Source organism: Nitrospira marina (assembly GCF_059568365.1).
In genome coordinates this window covers 2483749-2501225 of record NZ_JCANTH010000001.1, presented here as the reverse complement: position 1 = coordinate 2501225, position 17477 = coordinate 2483749, and the positions used below count along the sequence as shown (strand labels likewise).

Below are 17477 nucleotides of genomic sequence, written 5' to 3'. Positions count from 1 at the left end.
GACTTTTGAGGGACTCCATTCCGACTCATTTATTGTTTGATTGTACCGGAATTTGGGCTCTTCGTCCAAGCTGTGGGGCGAGGTTTTGCTTTTTTTCGAGGCTATCGCCGTGTTGTGAAAGGACGAAAAGGCGTTTTTCCTGGGAGTGGGTGGAACCGTTCCCATGGAAAGAATCAGGTGTGTATGGAACGCGGCAAATTTGGGTTTTGCGGACCGGTATTTTCAGAAGTTAACAACGAGGTTTATAGAAGACACAAGATGGCTCTTCCCGTACAATTACAACGAAAAAGTGTTAAGGGAGGGAAGAAACCGTTGGGAAGGGAGAGAGAGACTTTCTCAGAGTGGATGATTGAGAAAATCTTTGGATCTGAAGTGCCGAACCAAATATGGTGGATGCATGGTCCATAAGCAAGACACTCTCATGACCCGGATGCAACAAAGCTGAGAAAGAGGAATGGTTAGTAGCGGTTTCTGCAACAACTGCCATCACGAAGAGTATCTTTGTTGAATGACAACGATGAATAACTATGAACCTGCCACGAAGCCGATTTGGCAATTAGGCCGGCTGTATGGCATCGAACCGGTTTATTGTGATGGTTTAGGTGTAGAGCGGCAGGTTACCGTGCCTCATCTTCAACAAGTCCTGACAAGCATGGGAGTGAAGGCCTCATCGAAGAAGGACATTCTTGACTCGCTTGCTCATGCGGATTCCCGAACCTGGACACAGGTCATTGATTCAGTTGTGGTGCGGTATCCTTCTGATGCTCCGTTCATGTTGGCTCTGTCTCTTCCTCTTGGGGACATCAGTTTGAAGAAGGTTTCCCTTGTCATCCAGGTGACGGATGAGAAGGGGGGCAGCCGGCGCCTATCTCTGCCAGGATCCAGGGGCAAGGTGACATCCGAGAAGACGATCCATGGTGTGAGATATGTCCAGGTTCATTTTCCTCTTTCGGAAAGTTTTTCACTCGGATATTTCCGTCTTTTGGTCCGTGTAAAGCTGCATGCAGAGCGAATAGTGGAGGGACAGGCTCTGCTCATAGTGGCACCCAAGAAATGTTATCTCCCCCCTTCACCCAAACGGGCTTGGGGAATTTCGCTCCAACTCTATGGGTTACGGTCACACAGAAACTGGGGAATTGGGGATTTTCGAGATTTAGAAGAGGTCATGAAGGTGGCGGGGACTCGTTGGGGAGTGGCCACCATTGGAGTCAATCCTCTTCATATCCCGGCGGTGGGATTAACGAGCCCCTATTCCCCGTCCAGCCGTCTCTTCTGGAGCCCTCTGTACTTGAACCTGGAAGGGGTGGAGGAGTGGCGGACGTCTGCGGGGCTTCGTCAGAAGGCCAAGAGTGTCAAATTCCAGCGTCTCCTCCAACAGTTTCGGGAGAGTCCACTGGTCGATTATGAGGCCGTAGGGAAACTGAAATGGACCATTCTCGAAGAACTTTTCCGAGTGTTTCGACGACACCATCTTCAGCCTAAGCACCTCACGGCACGTGGAAGGGCATTTACCAGATTTGTGTCCGGGTTCAATCCCCATCTGACAATGTTTTGTACATTTCAGGCTTTGATGGAGCGGCTGGGAACGGGGGCTTGGCGTACCTGGCCGAACTCCTTTCGGCATCCCCAGTCACCTGATGTGGAAGCGTTTCAACGATCCCATGCTACCCGGATCCAATTTCATCAATATGTTCAATGGTTATGTGAGTTGCAATTACAGAACCTCGATCGTGTTGCGAAGAAACATTCGTTGTCGTTCCGGCTGTATCACGATCTACCGGTTGGTATTCATCCCGAGGGAGCCGATGCCTGGGTCTTTCAAGGTCAGCTTGCCTCAGACATTACCGTTGGCGCCCCGCCGGACTCCTTTAGTCTCAATGGACAAAGTTGGGGACTGGTTGTTCCCAATCCAGTTCGATTGCGGGAAGATGGCTATCGCTTTCTTCGAGAAACCTTACGGCAAAATATGCGACATGGAGGTGTCCTCAGAATTGACCATGCCTTGGGGCTGTTTCGAATGTTCTGGGTTCCCCAAGGCGGAACAGGAAAGGATGGCGTGTATGTCAAGACCTATGTGGATGAAATATTGGCGGTCCTGGCTTTAGAAAGTGTGCGACAAAAAGTGATGGTGGTTGGGGAAGACCTGGGTGCGGTCACTCCTGTCATTCGGGAAAAACTAGATGCCGCCGGGCTTTTATCCTATCGCCTGCTATTTTTTGAACGAGAAAATGGGGGGGAGATGACCCTTCCACATGCCTATCCTGAGCAGGCGCTTGTGGCCGCAACAACACATGACCTACCTACGCTCAAAGGTTTTTGGGTTGGACGAGATATCATGATTAAGCAAGCAGGGGGGATATATCTCAGAAAAAAAAATTGCCAGCAAGACTGGCAGCAGCGAGCGAATGATCGGAAACAATTGTGGGAGGCCTTACATCGGGAGGGCCTCTGTTCTAGCGAGCCAATTCCCCCTAATCTTTCGGACGATATGCTTCAAGCCATGTACCGGTATTTAGCCAGGACACCCTCGCGCCTGCTCATCGTCCAGCTTGAAGATTTGTTGGCGGAGCTTGATACGCCTAATCTACCTGGAGCACCGGAATCAGTTTATCCTTCCTGGCGTGTGCGGATCGGGCGAGACTTGACTGCTTGGCTCAATGATCCGTCCATCCTGAGCTTTACTAAGGCGATGCAGCGTGAACGACGGAAAGGTGGACGTAGGCACCAAATAGGCAGGGAATAGGTTTCCTGAGCGCTTAGTAGAAGGATGGAAAGGCAGATTGTATCCCATGAGTCAAATACGGTGCCCTGCCGGAATGTCAGTTGCGTGATGTGTAGGAGGATACTATGATCAACGATTGGCGTGGTCCGATGCCCATCGGGTCTGATGGGGAAAACAAGGCGTTTCGTCTAAGTTAGGTCGATACCGAAGAGAGGACGATCCTTCATATGCAAGAGAAAAAGTTGACGATGGCCGGGTGGGTGGATGGCTTAACTGACGCGGTTACCGCGAGCCTGGCTCAAATTGTTGCCTATTTGCCAACCCTGATTTTGGCGTGCATGTTGTTGGGCCTTGGTTATGTGCTAGCCAGGCTGGTTTCTGTCGTGGTGACCCGCTTGTTGCAATTGATGGGGTTTGACCGATTGCTGAGTCGAACTGCCGTGCAAACCTTATTGGAGCGATCAGGAACCAAGCAGAAAAGTTCTGAAATTTTGGGGATGATTGGTTTTTGGATTATTTTCCTGGTTTTTCTCATTCAAGCGTCCGACACCCTCAGCTTGACGATGGTCTCGGATGCCTTGACGAGTATTGCCTATTATATTCCCAAAGTCGGGATTGCGGTGTTGGTGCTGGTTCTGGGTTTAATTGCCGCGAATTTTGTTCGTGAGTTGATTACTATGACGTGTAGTTCGGCAGGAATTACCCACGGGACCATGGTGGCCCAAGCCGTCTATGTGGCGGTCGTGTTGTTGATTGTGGTGACGGCCATTGACGCACTCGGGATTAATACGGAATTGTTGAACAATACCATTGTTATCCTCTTAGCAGGATTAATCGGGGGTGCGGCATTGTCGTTTGGGTTAGGGTCACGAACGGCTGTGGCCAATCTCATTGCCGCCCATTATTTAGGATCAATGGTTCGAGTAGGCATGACCGTAAAAATTGGAGAAAATCAAGGAACCGTGGTTGCAGTCACACCAATTTCGGTCGTGTTAGAAACCCGGGAAGGCCGGGTCATCGTTCCTGCGACTCAGGTGACCGAATCAACAGCCGTCATTACCCATCCCGAGCATTAGCATATGGAACTCGAACATCGGCTGACGCTGGGCTATTTGCAGGCCCATCCCGTGGAAGCGGCTCGTCATTTGGAATCGCTGGATCCTCATGAAGCGGCTTCGCTCCTGGAGGCCTTACCTGGGGAAGAAATCGCTGGTGTTTTAGAGCATTGTTTGCCGGTGTCCACAGCCAAAATTATCGAAGAGCTTTCGAAAGATCTTGGAGCAAATGTCTTAGGCGCCATGAATGCCACATCCGCAATCGGGGTTCTTCGACAATTTGAGGAACCTGTTCGTCAGGACGTGTTGGACCGGTTAGATGATCCCATGGGAGCTACCCTTCGCCGTGCTTTGCGGTATTCGCCCAACACGGCCGGAAGTTTAGCGGATCCTCAGGTGTTCACCCTCCCACCTGATATTGCCGTCGAAGAGGCCATCGACCGTATTCGTACCTATGGCCAGAAAGCCATGTACTATGTCTACGTCATCGATCGCGATAGTAAATTGGAAGGTGTCATCACATTGAGGCAACTGCTGATTGACCGGTCTGATCATTTAGTCGGAACATTGATGGAAACCCAAATCACCACCTTATCAGCAGAAGCCAACCTGGAAGAAATTCTCAAACATTCTGAGTGGAGCCGGTTTCATACCTTGCCGGTGGTGGATCGATGGGGAACATTTTTTGGAGCCCTGCGATATCGCATGTTACGCAGGATTGAGAAAGATGTCGGAGGCAAGGCCCCGTTGGGGTCGGTAAGTGATTCGCTCATGCAACTTTGGGAAGTCTATTCGTTAACCGGCATTCGCTTAATGACCGATGTGGCGGAGACGCTACAAGAACGGAACAAAATAGGGTGAGGGATCTGACCACGCAGAGGAGTACGAAGGTTCGGGGACGTGGGCATCTCCTCAACGAGGCATTTTTTCAGAACCATCATGAGGAAGCCGCACGAATTCTGGAAGGGTATCCGGTGGAGGATATTCTGCGAGTCCTGCAAGGAACCAGTCCGAAAAATGCGGCGAATCTTCTAGCCTGTATTACTCCTCCCGTGGCTGCGGATACGTTGGCGATCATGCCCACCGATTTGCTGAAACAGGTTGTGCCGCATCTCTCGCCGTCATTAGCTGCATCCCTGTTTCAACGGTTGGACGACGATCTGCAACGGGCAATTCTTTTCAGAGTTCCTGAACGGTATGCCCAGGAGATCCGGTCCTATATGACCTACCCCGAGGAATCCGTCGGTCGTATTATGGATCCCAAATTTTTTGTGTTGCAGGAAGAAAGCACGGTTCGAGAAGCCATGGTCCAGGTGCGGATCAGGGCGCAAAAAGATGTCCATGATGTCTATGTCATTGATCGAACCCAAAAGCTCGTGGGCCGGATTTCCGTCCGTGACTTGTTGCTGGTGGATCCGGAAGAAAAATTGCAGTCGGTTATGGTTCAGGATCTTCCCACCATTCATCCTTTGGAGTCGCGTGAAGAGATTGTCGAACTCTTTGGTGAACGGCATTTTTTTACAATTCCGGTTGTGGATCTGGACGACCGGCTCTTAGGCGTTGTCCGGAACGAAGCCATTATCAAGGCCAGTCAGGAAGATGCGAGTGCAGACCTGCTGACGATGGTGGGTGCCAATAAAGATGAGCGTGCGCTTTCCCCCGTGTGGTTTTCCGTCCGAAAACGATTGCCGTGGTTGCAACTGAATTTGTTAACGGCGTTCTTGGCCGCATTCGTCGTGGGAATGTTTGAAGGGACCATTGCCAAATTTACCGCTCTGGCTGTTTTACTACCCATTGTCGCCGGGCAGTCAGGCAATACCGGGGCCCAGTCCCTCGCTGTGGTCATTCGCGGGTTGGCTCTGCGGGATATTCGACCATCCCAATGGCTTAGGGTCAGCGGGAAGGAAGTCTATGTCGCATTTTTAAATGGCCTGGCTGTTTCTGCGACAGCCTGTCTCGCAGTGGGATTGTGGAGCCGGTCGTGGGGATTGGTTTTTATCATCGGCTTGTCTATGATTATTTCGATGGTCATTGCAGGGTTATCCGGTGCGATCATTCCCATCGCCTTGAAAGCACTCAAACAGGATCCGGCACAATCCTCCTCCATTGTGTTAACCACCGTGACCGATATAGTCGGGTTTTTCAGTTTCTTGGGACTAGCCACCTTGCTTTCAAGTTTATTGGAACCCTGATTATTGATCGGTTTGTGGACAGGATCCTCTTCATGTCCGCAACCCCAAGCTCCCATGCCTTTCGCGGACCCATTTTCCTTCCAAGGAAATTTCTGATTGCCTACTAATTGAGGGTAGGGTAGTATCGTTTTTGCTCTCAATTTTATCGTATGTCATTGAGGAAAGGAGGCTCTATGGGATCACAGAAGATGTCTAAAACGGATCGGGTGGGGACATTGGACCAGGATATTTCCCGGATACGTCAACAGTTAGAGATCCTGAAAAAATTCCTGATAGATGAGCCTTCCACGGTCACATTAAACGAATTTGATTCCGCGACAGAAGACATTCTCGCCGATGCGTTAGGCAGTTCCTCTCCGCTCTTAGATACCTATGAATATGCCCAACTAGGAGAGGCAGCGGGGCTGATGAATCTTTCTGAAGAGGCACCGGAAGGCACCACCCACCACTCACAGCGGGAAACGGTCCGGCAACGGCAGCGAGTGCTGGAAAGCGCTATTGCGGATCTTGAGGCCAGGCGAGCCTCCCTCTCGCAGGAATCCAAGAAACGGAAAGCGTCCGGGCCGACCGTCTCCGATTATATGGCAAAAACTGTGAGATCTGTATCGCTGGATGCCACCTTGCAGGAAGTCGGACAGTGCCTTCAAAAATGGAAAATTGGGTCGGTGTTAATTCAAAGCGGAGATGAGTACTTGGGGTATATCACCGAAACCGAATTGACTCGAGAGGTCGTCGCGTCCGGAACAGACCCCCTTACCACCACAGTGAAGACCTGCATGCGCGAACCGTTAGTCACGGTTGAGACCAGTGATCCAATTGTCGAAGCCGTGCGTCTGATGAAAGAAAAAGGTACCAGACACCTTGCGGTCACAGAAAGTAGCAGGATCGTTGGGGTAGTCTCCGTTTCAGATATAATCCGTTATTATTCTGGAGTTGTTTGAAGATTGGTCTTCTGAAAGATTATCACTCGCCTTCTAGCATCGGGCTACCAGGCTCTCTTCCTCGGGAACACACGCAGGTTTTGTCGTGGTCGTGTTTCTCGAGGAAGGTTCCACATTTTCCCATAAAACTTTTGATCCGTCATTGAAAGAAGCTTTCGGAGGCAGCGAGCGTAAGCCGAGAAAAATTTGCCTGAAGGACCTCTAGGGAAGTTTGTGTTGTAGTCAATCGGATGATCTATTCCGAGATCGCAGACCTTACATCAGAAACCAATTGTGGGGATAAAATGGGTAATAGGAAATGCCAGGTGACGCGTCACTTTCCCAGGCGTATGCAGATCTTGAGTTCCGTCCTGGCCATGTGGATCGGTTGTAGCGGTGTGGTTGCGCTGAGTCTTGGAATGGACAGGGGTGCCGGATGGGCAGCTGAGTCCTCAGGGTCCTCCCTGGAAAGAATGGAGGAAAAAACATTTAAGCAAGCAGGATTTGCCGACGTGGCTCAAGGCGTGACCCCGGCAGTTGTGAATATCACGGCAACCGTTGATATCGTCGAATCCCGTGGAGGAGGCGTTCCACTTCCGTTTAGAGGTTTTGGTGAGGGCCAACCGCCACGGGGTATACCCAAACGTCAAAAGGGTTCAGGATCAGGCGTCATCCTGTCTTCCGACGGATATATTATGACCAATAATCATGTGATTGCCCAAAGCCGTGATCTCCTTGTCACTCTTCCCGATGCACGTGAATTTCCAGCCAAGGTTGTTGGGGCGGATCCCGAGACGGATCTGGCGGTTATCAAAATTCAGGCAGACAAACTTCCTGTGATTCCCTGGGGAAATTCCGCCTCATTGGCCGTTGGCCAATATGTATTGGCCATTGGCAACCCGTTTGGTCTGAATTCGACCGTGACGCTAGGTATCGTCAGCGCTCTTGATCGGGGCGGGATGGGGTTAGCCCGCTTTGAAGATTTCATTCAGACCGATGCGGCAATTAATCCAGGAAATTCAGGTGGGGCGTTAGTGAACACCCGAGGAGAATTAGTTGGCATCAATACAGCAATAGCCTCTCAAAGTGGAGGGTACCAAGGAGTGGGGTTCGCTGTGCCTTCTTCGTTAGCAAGGCCTGTGTTAGAGGATTTGATCAAACATGGCAAAATTGTCAGGGGGTATTTAGGGCTGGGGGTACAGGAAATGACGACGGAGCTAGCTCCGTGGTTTGGACTGAAAAGCGGGGAAGGCGCCCTAGTGACGGATGTGGTTCCTGGTGGGCCTGCCGACAAAGCCGGGATACACCGGGGAGAGGTCATTTTTGAGTACCAAGGAAAAAATGTGAAAGATGGGCAAATGTTGCTGGAACAAGTGACACGTGCCCCTATTGGAGAACAGATTGAACTGGGTATGGTCGAAAATGGAAAAGAACGTAAGGTCAGAGCGGTCATCCGTGAGCAACCACCGACTCCTCAGGCCGGGCGTACTCGTACGCCTCGCGTGGAACATCCTCTTGCCGGAGTGGAAGTGGCCGATGTCGATGAGGCGGCCATTCAGGAATATGGGTTGAATCCTGGCACCAAGGGAGCGGTGGTCTCATTCCTTGAGGAAGGGTGTGCCGCTGAATTGGCGGGGGTCATAGAAGGAGACGTCATTATTGAATTGAATAAGCATCCCGTGGAATCCGTCAGGGAGTATTCCTCCTGGTTTAAACGGCTTAAGAAGGAACACGCGGTACTGGTGGTGCTTGTCCGCTCCTCACGTCATTTGTATGTGGTGGTGAAATCTTCCTGAAGGAGTCAGGAGGAGAAGGGTTTCTGGTGATTCACGGATTTATCAAGGGAGCTGTTGTCTGCGGCATTTAAACTTTTTGACCAATGGTTCTTAGGTTATTCCCAATGGGCCGGGGATGATGGAAGGACTCCTGGTTGACAATAAGAGCACCAGATCAAAATGGAGCAATCAAATCGGTAAACTCGAAGTCGAAGAAAAACAAGATGGTATATTCGTTGAAGTAGGTTGACCCCTGGAACCAGGGAGTGGAGCGAACAAACTGTCCCGTCGCCGTCTCATAAATATCCAGGCGGAATCGGGTATATCCTGACAGTTTTTGAGAAGCGTATATCGCAATCTCGGGCAAGGCAATTGGGAGGAGCGCACTCTGTATTGGTGGTAACCCGAACAAAGAGGACCGTTGCTCGACCCCTAAACCCTGAACAAGGATGTGGATCCGGTACTTGGCTTGAGCTGGATCCATGACGATTTTCAGTCCATTTTCCCCCAGCCAACCCCCAATCGCACCCTTAAAAAATTTTTGTGCAACGGCCAACCCTTGTTCTACGCTTAATCCAGCCATATCCAGACTTACTGTATCTCCAGTGGTTAGGGGAATGGGCATGGTGTTTTTTCCATGCAAGCTTCGCTCAACAGCTTGAGCCATGAGGAGTTGTTGGACTGCAGTTGGCGATTCGGGAAGGGGTATGGCATTCATGGCACCGCAGCCTGTCAATATACCCACTAACAGGAGAACTTGTAGGTTCCATAGCATGGACCTATTCAATTGACGTGCTTCGGTTAACCAAATCACTTTCACCTCTTTTTTTGATAAGACAAGGGAAATTCGTGAGTCGCCTTCAAGGAAAACATGTGTTCGATACTGCCTCGTTAGTTTAGGGAGCAGATCCTGGGGAATCAATCATTGAGCCGGTTCCTTTGTCGGGGCAGATGGAACGAACGAATTCGGAGGTGCCGCAAGGGCAGGGTTCATCTCCTTGTGTTTTGTGACCCGAAGCAATGTGGGGTCGTGAATAAAAGGTTCGTATTTTTGCACGTCTAATGTCACCAGATCTCGTTCCTCAATAAGAAGCTCAATCTCAGCCACCTGTTGTTGAAATGTGGCTAAAATGCTTCCGTCTTGAGTCGTAATGGTGACCAGTAAACGATCCTCCTGGCGTTGTTTGTGTGTCACCGATCCCTCAAGTGGATGCATGGCGTCTTTTAAAAAAGCGGGAAGATAGGAATTCAAATGCCGTGAAGCTAACATCGGGCCACTTAAGCCAAGGCCTAATCCGAGAAAAAATACCGCTGCCGGTATGACCCATGGTCTCATGGTTTCCGTTCCGTGGTCGGAGGTTCGTCTATTGGTTTTTCCGATTCTGTTAAAGGAAAGGTCGGCTGTGTGGTTGGAGGTTCGTCTATTGGTTTTTCCTGCTCTGTTGAAGAAAAGGTCGGCTGTGTGGTCGGAAGTTTGTCTTCCAGGGGTACCTGCTGCGATGGCGCAGGTTTCTGTTGTCCACGAATAAACGTTTCCAGGCGGCTGAGGGCATCAGCGGTCATGTCGCGGGCCCCCTTGGTCGCATGTTCGGATTTTTCGGTGAGGTCTTCTATTTGTCGACGGAGATCGCGCATTCCCCCGCCGGTTCGTTGAAAGGCCATGATCGCAATCACTAAGGCGACGATAGCGATCACGAGAGTCAATATTTCCATGATGTCCTCCTGTTCCGGTCAAGCCGTCCTTTTAAAATCTGAAAAGCGTTGACCCCCATGTAAGTGCAGTTGCAGATTGAGGCATCTATGCTGAAAAGACCGTCATTTTGTTCTTCTGGATGTCGGTCTGTCTGTCCTCTATACATTATTGTGACACGACATTCATTGGGAATCTACCGTGAACCTGTTTTTGTCTGTACACGGACACCTTAAAAAGTCGATGTTGATCCTTCTCATGGATGTGTCCAAGGTCGATTCAGGAGGCATGCCCTGTTTGCTCAATTGGGGAAAATGGTTGCCCTCGGCCTTCGGATGACATATGGCGCAGGCGCCTTTCTTCTGGTTAGTGACTGGGTTGTTGCCGGCCCTTGATTTCTTAGTGGAGAAATGCGTCAGGATTATCTGTGGTGTTGGTGTGCGAGTTGTCCTTATCTAAAGGGGGGACTCCTTAAGGCTGCGAACATATTGACGGACTTATCAAAGGATCGTGTGAAAATTAATCAAAATTAATAGTCAATTAATCCTCAGCTTATACTGAATAGATAGGATGTCTCTACGAAATATTTTAGGGTCGGCAATCTTACTATCAAGGAGGAGTGTCAATGGGTACAAACAATCGTGGTTCTCGTGGTTGGCGGTTTCAATGGCCGTTGTCCTTTACCCGAATGAATACTGGGAAGGCAGGACTGGCCGGCATCGGCTTCCTGGCTGGAATTCTACTGCTCGGGTCATGGAATATGCCGTTTCATTCGCAAGCAGCAAATTCCCACCCGGCAGATTTTGCATCTATTGGATCCCCCCCCAATATGGATAAAGGAGGATTTGCTGACATTGCCCAGGCGGTGACCCCTGCAGTGGTCAATATTACGGTTCGAAAAGAAGCGCCGGTTCCCATGTCTGGGATCCCGTCTGATCCGATGAGAGAGTTTTTCGGCATCCCAGGAATGCCGGAGATGCCAGGAATGCCCAACAGGCCCAACGGGCCTCCTGCTCCGGAAGGGCAGGGAGCCGGGTCCGGTGTCATTATCTCTCGTGATGGATATGTGCTGACCAATGATCATGTAGTCGATGGGGCCAATGAAATTATGGTGACCCTTCCGGATAATCGGGAATTCACGGGAAAAGTGATCGGCCTTGATCCTCAGACTGATTTAGCCGTCATTAAAATTGACGGGAAGGATTTACCGTATGTTCCATGGGGAAATTCCGGTGAGCTTCGGGTCGGAGAATATGTCCTGGCGGTCGGCAATCCTTTTGGACTGAATTCCACCGTCACGCTGGGGATTGTGAGCGCATTAGGTCGAGGAGGCATGGGCATTACTCAGTATGAAGATTTCATTCAGACCGATGCGGCGATCAATCCGGGGAATTCCGGTGGCGCGTTGGTGAATACGCGAGGCCAACTGGTCGGAATTAACACCGCAATCTTTTCCCAATCCGGCGGCTACCAAGGCGTGGGATTTGCGGTTCCCACCAATCTTGCCAAACCGGTCTATGACAGTTTGGTCAGTACCGGAAAAGTTGTGCGAGGATTTTTGGGCGTCGGTATACAGGCCGTCACGACGGATCTGGCAAATTCCTTTAAATTGGATCAATCCAAAGGTGCGCTGGTCACCAATGTTGTTCCCGGAAGTCCTGCGGACAAGGCGGGCCTCAAGCGGGGTGATGTGATCGTCGAATATCAGGGCAAACCCGTATTGGATCCCCGTAGCCTTCAACATCACGTCATCAGAACCACTATCGGAACGGAAGTGAAGATGGTGGTGATCCGGGATGGTCAAAAGCATACTCTGAATGCGGAGATTCGTGAACAAGATAAGCCTGTCCAAGTGGCACGAGCAGGCCAAATGGGCATGACGGAAGGACCGCTTGCCGGGGTGGCTGTTCAGAATCTCAACCCTGGTATGGCCGAGCAATTAGGGGTGGAAGAAAATGTGAACGGGGTGGTGGTTATGGATGTCGCGCCAGGAAGCTATGCCGCACGGGCAGGGCTGGCTCAGGGCGATGTGATCAGCGAAATCAATCGTAATCCGGTTCGGTCGGAGGAGGATTTCAGAAAAGTGACATCCAGCTTGACGGACAAGTCCTCCGCCTTAATTTTTATTCATAGGGGTCAAGGAGCCTTGTATCTGACTGTAAAAGTTTAATGGACCAAATGTATAAACGGTAAGTCGTAACGGGATACCATACTTCCGAAACCAAAAAGGAGGGGTGTGGTATCCCGTTTTGTTTCAGGAGTTGGTTAGATCATGAGCCAAGATGGGTTATTCAATTGGACATGAAGCAGAGAGGTACGGGGTGAGGCGCATCGCGTTGGTAAAAGACTTGCTGAGAATGCGCGGGTGTGTTTATCGTTGACCCTCAGACGCAAGGAAGAGTGCCGAGTCTTTGGGTAAGGAGTAAATTCTCAGAAGCATCGACCGGGCAGTCGATGATTGAAAGAGTATTGGAATCCAACGCCTTTCGCAGCACGGGTGCCAGTTCCTTTGCTGATGCGATGCGATACCCTTTCGCACCAAAGCTTTCCGCGTATTTCACGATATCCATATTGTGAAATTCTACGTATGTCGATCTGCCGAATTGCTGCTTTTGTTTCCAGCGAATCAGGCCGAGACCGCCATCATTGAAAATAAGCACCACAAAGGGAGTAGCCATGCGTACGGCGGTCTCCAATTCCTGCGAATTCATCAGAAACCCTCCGTCACCGGTGACCGCCACGACATGGCGGTCCGGGTGTGCCAATTTGGCCGCCACCGCGCCGGGCAGGGCAATGCCCATGGCGGCGAACCCGTTCGAGATGATGCAGGTGTTGGGAAGAAAGCATGGGAAGAGACGCCCCAGCCAGACTTTGTGCGCGCCGACATCCGAGATCACGATATCATCGTGGGCCAGCGCCGCACGCAGATCCGCGAGGATTCTTTGCGGCTTAAGAGGAAATGACGTGTCCTGACCGCCTTGTGCCAATTCCTCGTGAAGCATTTGGCGAAATCGTGAGGAACGCTTAGTAGCGGGCGCGTGGCCCTGATCTGTCAGCGCTTCAAGTGACGAAGTGATCGTACCCACGACCCCGACCTCGATGATGTACGACGCGTCAACCTCGGCAGGCGACATGTCCACGTGCACAATTTTCTTATCGCGGTTGGGGTTCCAGGCATGGGGCGCATACTCCACTATGTCATACCCAATCGCGATTACAACGTCTGCGTCCAGGAATTCGCAGTTCACATAGTCCATGGTCTCCAGTCCAATGGCACCGAGCGAGAGCGGGTGGGTATCGGGAATGGTGCCTTTGGCCATAAAGGTTGTGGCAACTGGAATGTTCAGCTTTTCAGCAAAGCGCACCAGCGCTTCGGAGGCCTGTCCGCGAATGACGCCATTGCCCGCAAGCACGATCGGAGCCCTGGCCTCCGCAATGATACGTCGGGCCTTGTCGAGTTGTTCGGGTGCGGCCCCCCCGGGGTGAAACGATTGCACGAGCAGGGGTTGGCCGCCGGTTTCCATAGAGGCGATGTCTTCGGGAATTTCAATGTGTGTGGCGCCGGGTTTTTCGGCCAGCGCCAGCTTAAAGGCTTTCCGAAAGACTTCAGGAATGATGTCGGGAATGGGCAAGGTGGCATTCCACTTGGTCACGGGACGAAACAGGGAAACGATGTCAAGGTGCTGGTGGGATTCCTTATGCAGCCGGTCCTGATCGGCTTGGCCCGTCAGCGCGACGAGTGGCGCACGATCCATGGTGGCATCGGCCACGCCACTGATAAGATTCGTTGCGCCTGGTCCCAGCGTGGAGAGACACACGCCGGCTTTGCCGGTCAATCGGCCGTACACGTCGGCCATGAAAGCCGCGCCCTGCTCATGGCGGGTCATGACAAAGCAGATAGAAGAACCGATCATCGCATCGAGAAGATCCATATTCTCCTCGCCCGGCACACCGAAGATATATTTCACGCCTTCGTTCTCCAGGCATTGTACAATGAGTGTAGCGGCTTTCATGCGTGCTTCCGGATTCAATATTCTTGAAAAATTTGATTAACGCTGCCAGAGAATATGAGCTTTTCTCAGGATAATCGCGACCCCGTCGCAGTGCGAAATTACGCGCGCCGTAAAGTCCGTTGCCGGGCGAGCCGCAGACACTGCCGCGCCGAAGACATGCCCGCCGACCGATCCGGCCAGTTGCCGGATGTGATCTATTCAGGGAGAACTTTTCTTGAGGCGGCGGTACCGACGGATGAGCGCGTTGGTCGAACTGTCATGCTTGAGCTGCGGCTCACCCGGGCTTTCCAGTTCTGCGAGCGTCCGCTTTGCCAGCACCTTGCCCAATTCAACGCCCCATTGGTCGAATGAATCGATATCCCAGATTGTCCCTTGCGTGAAGACGCTGTGTTCGTAGAGCGAGATTAACGCCCCGAGCGTTTCCGGCGTCAGACGCTCGGCAAGGATGGTGTTGGTCGGGCGATTGCCGTCAAACACGCGGTGCGGCACCAGCCAGCTTGGAATTCCGTCGGCTTTGACTTCCTCGGCGGTCTTCCCGAAGGCCAACGCCTCAGTCTGTGCAAACAGATTCGCCATCAGCATGTCATGCTGATGGCCGATCGGATTCAAGGTTTGGGAAAAACCGATACAATCGCAGGGGATTAACTTTGTTCCCTGGTGAATCAGCTGGTAGAAGGAGTGTTGGCCGTTGGTGCCGGGTTCGCCCCAATAAATCGGAGCTGTCTGATACCCGACGCCTGCGCCTCCGAGCGTGACATGCTTGCCATTGCTTTCCATCGTCAACTGCTGCAGATAGGCCGGGAAGCGCTTGAGATAGTGGTCGTAGGGTAAGACAGCGACCGTCTCTGCCTTGAAGAAATTGTTATACCAGATGGTGAGGAGCCCCATGAGCACGGGCAGATTGCGGTCGAATGGAGCCGTGCGGAAATGTTCATCCATCGCGTGAAAACCGGCGAGCATCACCCGAAAGTGATCAGGGCCGACGGCGAGCATGGTCGAGAGGCCGATGGCGGAATCCATCGAATACCTTCCGCCGACCCAGTCCCAGAACTCGAACATGTTTTCCGTGTCGATCCCAAACTTTGACACTTCTTCGGCATTGGTCGATACGGCCACAAAGTGTTTGCGCACTGCTTGTTCGTGTCCGATCTGGCGCACGGTCCACGCGCGCGCGGTATGGGCGTTCGTCAAGGTTTCCAGCGTCGTGAAGGTTTTCGAACAGATGATGAAGAGGGTTTCTTCCGGGTTGAGGTTGCGGATGGTTTCGGCAAAGTCGGTGCCGTCTACGTTGGAGACGAAGTGGAATGTCATGTCGCGCTGGCTGTAATGACGCAGCGCTTCATAGGCCATCACCGGACCGAGGTCAGAGCCGCCGATGCCGATATTGACTACGTGGCGTATCCGCTTGCCGGTGTGTCCCCGCCATAGGCCGTTGCGGACCTGATGGGAAAATTCCGCCATGCGGTCGAGAACCCTATGTACCTCAGGGACGATATTGACACCATTGACGAGGATTCGTTTGGTCTCGGGCACGCGCAGAGCAGTGTGCAGAACGGCCCGTCTTTCTGTCACGTTGATCTCCTCACCACAGAACATGGCAGCGATGCGCTCACGCAGACCGCAGTCTTCGGCAAGCTGAAGGAGGAGGCCTAATGTTTCGTCGGTGATGCGATTTTTCGAATAATCGAGGTAAATGCCGGCGGCTTCAGCGGTCAGGCGCTCGCCCCGACCGGGATCGTCGGCAAAGAGCTGGCGCAGATGCAGACTGTGGATCGTCTTATAATGCGCGGCCAACGCTTTCCACGCGGGCCGCTTGGTTAACTCCGGGCGAGCCCTGCGAGTGGTCGGTTTCACGCGGCTCATGCTGATGCGACCTTTATCATTGTGGTGATTTTTGCGGGAATCTTGGTCATCAGATCATGCCAGGATTTGGCAAAGGAGCCGTACCTTTTCGTTGGAAGTTTCGTGCAGGTGTCCATCTGCCGACATGCTCACTCATTGGTCCTAACGTCATGGATGTCGAGCGTACCAGGAAACAAAGGCTCTGAAAAGGGATCGTTCACGAGATAAGGAGTAGATCCTGCCATTTTTTTTAGTTTGGGCATATGGCTTATGAGATGCATAGGGTGTGCCAAGAAAGATTGTGTAGGCCTCTGACGGTTCATCCCAGAGGGATCATGATTTAAAACAGGAAAGGCAACGGGGTTCATTTCCATGTTACCTGCGTGGGAATCCTGACTTATCGGAAGGGTGAGTAGATGAATGGATTACCATGGATGAAACTCAGATTGTCAACATTTGAGACCAACGCTTCAATTTGGGATGTGACGAAATTTCACAGGTTCTTAATCTCCTTTCGATAGCCCTGACGTGATTTTCCCCTTCAAGGCGTCTCCTGTTCCGTATGGCCGGTATCGACCATGCCCATCAAGGCGGGAAGATCATATTTGACCAGGTCGCCGATGCGCTCAACCGTAAGGTCAGCCGGGGGGTAGGCCTTGAGATTATTTTGATCCAGCGCGTAATGGCCCTGGCGGGGGAAGATCGTTGTCAGACGATCGCCCCAGACCTGTTTCATGGCTCCAAGAATGCGAAGCTTGTCGTCTATCATGATGTAATGTCGAGCTGGATAACGTCGCTCTACATCCGCGAGCATCTGTTCCTTGTGCACGTAAATTAACACCCGCCCTTCGACTGCGTCCCACAATCCCGAGCGTTGGATCTTGCGGGGCTGAAAGACCACATCACCATCCGAGAGGATGACCGTCCGGCCCCAATGATCAAGATGAGCGAGAAGGTCGAGGGCGCCCGGATAGAGGCGTTCTCCAAACGGATAGTCAAACAGAAATGAGGACATCATCAGCAACCGCGGGTCATTCATGGTTTCGACACGGTAGCGTTGCAAAGCTCCCAGATAGTCCGCATAACCGAGATCCTTTCTCAACGCCTCAAAAATGTCCCAGTATCGATTCCGGTTATTCTCGCCAAACTCTTGCGCAAGATGATGGTTGAGGTCTGCGCCGATGTGGTCGTTATCCAATAGGGTATTATCTACATCCAATAGGAAGACGACCTCTTCCGGGACGGTCATGTTCTTACCCTCTCTGGCA

Annotated in this window: 13 protein-coding genes; 7 read left to right on the top strand and 6 right to left on the bottom strand. The window is 51.8% G+C overall.

The window, feature by feature from the left end; all coding sequences use genetic code 11:
• Window positions 1–517 precede the first annotated feature (517 nt).
• The 6 genes from malQ (at window position 518) to LX98_RS10355 (ending at window position 8685) form a co-directional block, all read left to right on the top strand.
• Complete coding sequence (malQ, locus tag LX98_RS10380; protein WP_496428827.1) at window positions 518–2743, top strand: 4-alpha-glucanotransferase; 2226 nt, start codon at window positions 518–520, stop codon at window positions 2741–2743.
• Between the two features lie 206 nt (window positions 2744–2949).
• On the top strand, window positions 2950–3798 hold the full coding sequence (locus tag LX98_RS10375) for a mechanosensitive ion channel family protein (protein WP_442433934.1): 849 nt from the start codon (window positions 2950–2952) through the stop codon (window positions 3796–3798).
• A gap of 3 nt (window positions 3799–3801) precedes the next feature.
• Window positions 3802–4638, top strand: coding sequence for a magnesium transporter MgtE N-terminal domain-containing protein (locus tag LX98_RS10370; protein WP_496428826.1), 837 nt, complete (start codon window positions 3802–3804; stop codon window positions 4636–4638).
• Window positions 4635–5969 (top strand): magnesium transporter, encoded by a 1335-nt coding sequence (gene mgtE, locus LX98_RS10365; protein ID WP_496428825.1) that lies wholly within the window; start codon window positions 4635–4637, stop codon window positions 5967–5969. The genes LX98_RS10370 and mgtE overlap by 4 nt, the downstream gene beginning before the upstream one ends.
• A 173-nt stretch (window positions 5970–6142) precedes the next feature.
• Window positions 6143–6910: a CBS domain-containing protein gene (locus tag LX98_RS10360; protein ID WP_496428824.1), complete on the top strand. Its 768-nt coding sequence runs from the start codon at window positions 6143–6145 to the stop codon at window positions 6908–6910.
• A 305-nt stretch (window positions 6911–7215) separates the two neighbouring features.
• Window positions 7216–8685: a Do family serine endopeptidase gene (locus LX98_RS10355; RefSeq protein WP_496428823.1), complete on the top strand. Its 1470-nt coding sequence runs from the start codon at window positions 7216–7218 to the stop codon at window positions 8683–8685.
• A gap of 154 nt (window positions 8686–8839) precedes the next feature.
• On the opposite strand, the gene LX98_RS10350 is transcribed toward LX98_RS10355, so the two are convergent.
• The 3 genes from LX98_RS10350 to LX98_RS10340 form a co-directional block, all read right to left on the bottom strand.
• Entirely contained in the window at window positions 8840–9478 is a 639-nt protein-coding gene (locus LX98_RS10350) for a hypothetical protein (RefSeq protein WP_496428822.1), read from the bottom strand.
• A gap of 108 nt (window positions 9479–9586) precedes the next feature.
• Window positions 9587–10000, bottom strand: coding sequence for a hypothetical protein (locus LX98_RS10345; protein ID WP_496428821.1), 414 nt, complete (start codon window positions 9998–10000; stop codon window positions 9587–9589).
• Complete coding sequence (locus LX98_RS10340; protein ID WP_496428820.1) at window positions 9997–10377, bottom strand: hypothetical protein; 381 nt, start codon at window positions 10375–10377, stop codon at window positions 9997–9999. The genes LX98_RS10345 and LX98_RS10340 overlap by 4 nt, the downstream gene beginning before the upstream one ends.
• Before the next feature lie 602 nt (window positions 10378–10979).
• On the opposite strand from LX98_RS10340, the gene LX98_RS10335 reads away from it, so the two are divergent.
• Complete coding sequence (locus LX98_RS10335) at window positions 10980–12524, top strand: Do family serine endopeptidase (RefSeq protein WP_496428819.1); 1545 nt, start codon at window positions 10980–10982, stop codon at window positions 12522–12524.
• Window positions 12525–12738: 214 nt separating this feature from the next.
• Here LX98_RS10335 and LX98_RS10330 read toward each other — a convergent pair whose 3' ends face one another.
• The 3 genes from LX98_RS10330 to LX98_RS10320 all read right to left on the bottom strand — a co-directional run bounded on the left by LX98_RS10330 (window position 12739) and on the right by LX98_RS10320 (window position 17458).
• A complete protein-coding gene (locus LX98_RS10330; RefSeq protein WP_496428818.1) occupies window positions 12739–14367 on the bottom strand; it encodes an acetolactate synthase large subunit in 1629 nt (542 codons plus the stop codon).
• Window positions 14368–14565: 198 nt separating this feature from the next.
• The gene (gene pgi, locus LX98_RS10325) at window positions 14566–16230 is read right to left on the bottom strand and encodes a glucose-6-phosphate isomerase (protein ID WP_496428817.1); all 1665 of its coding nucleotides are present in this window, start codon (window positions 16228–16230) and stop codon (window positions 14566–14568) included.
• A 520-nt stretch (window positions 16231–16750) separates the two neighbouring features.
• Window positions 16751–17458 (bottom strand): HAD family hydrolase, encoded by a 708-nt coding sequence (locus tag LX98_RS10320; RefSeq protein ID WP_496428816.1) that lies wholly within the window; start codon window positions 17456–17458, stop codon window positions 16751–16753.
• Window positions 17459–17477: the final 19 nt, after the last annotated feature.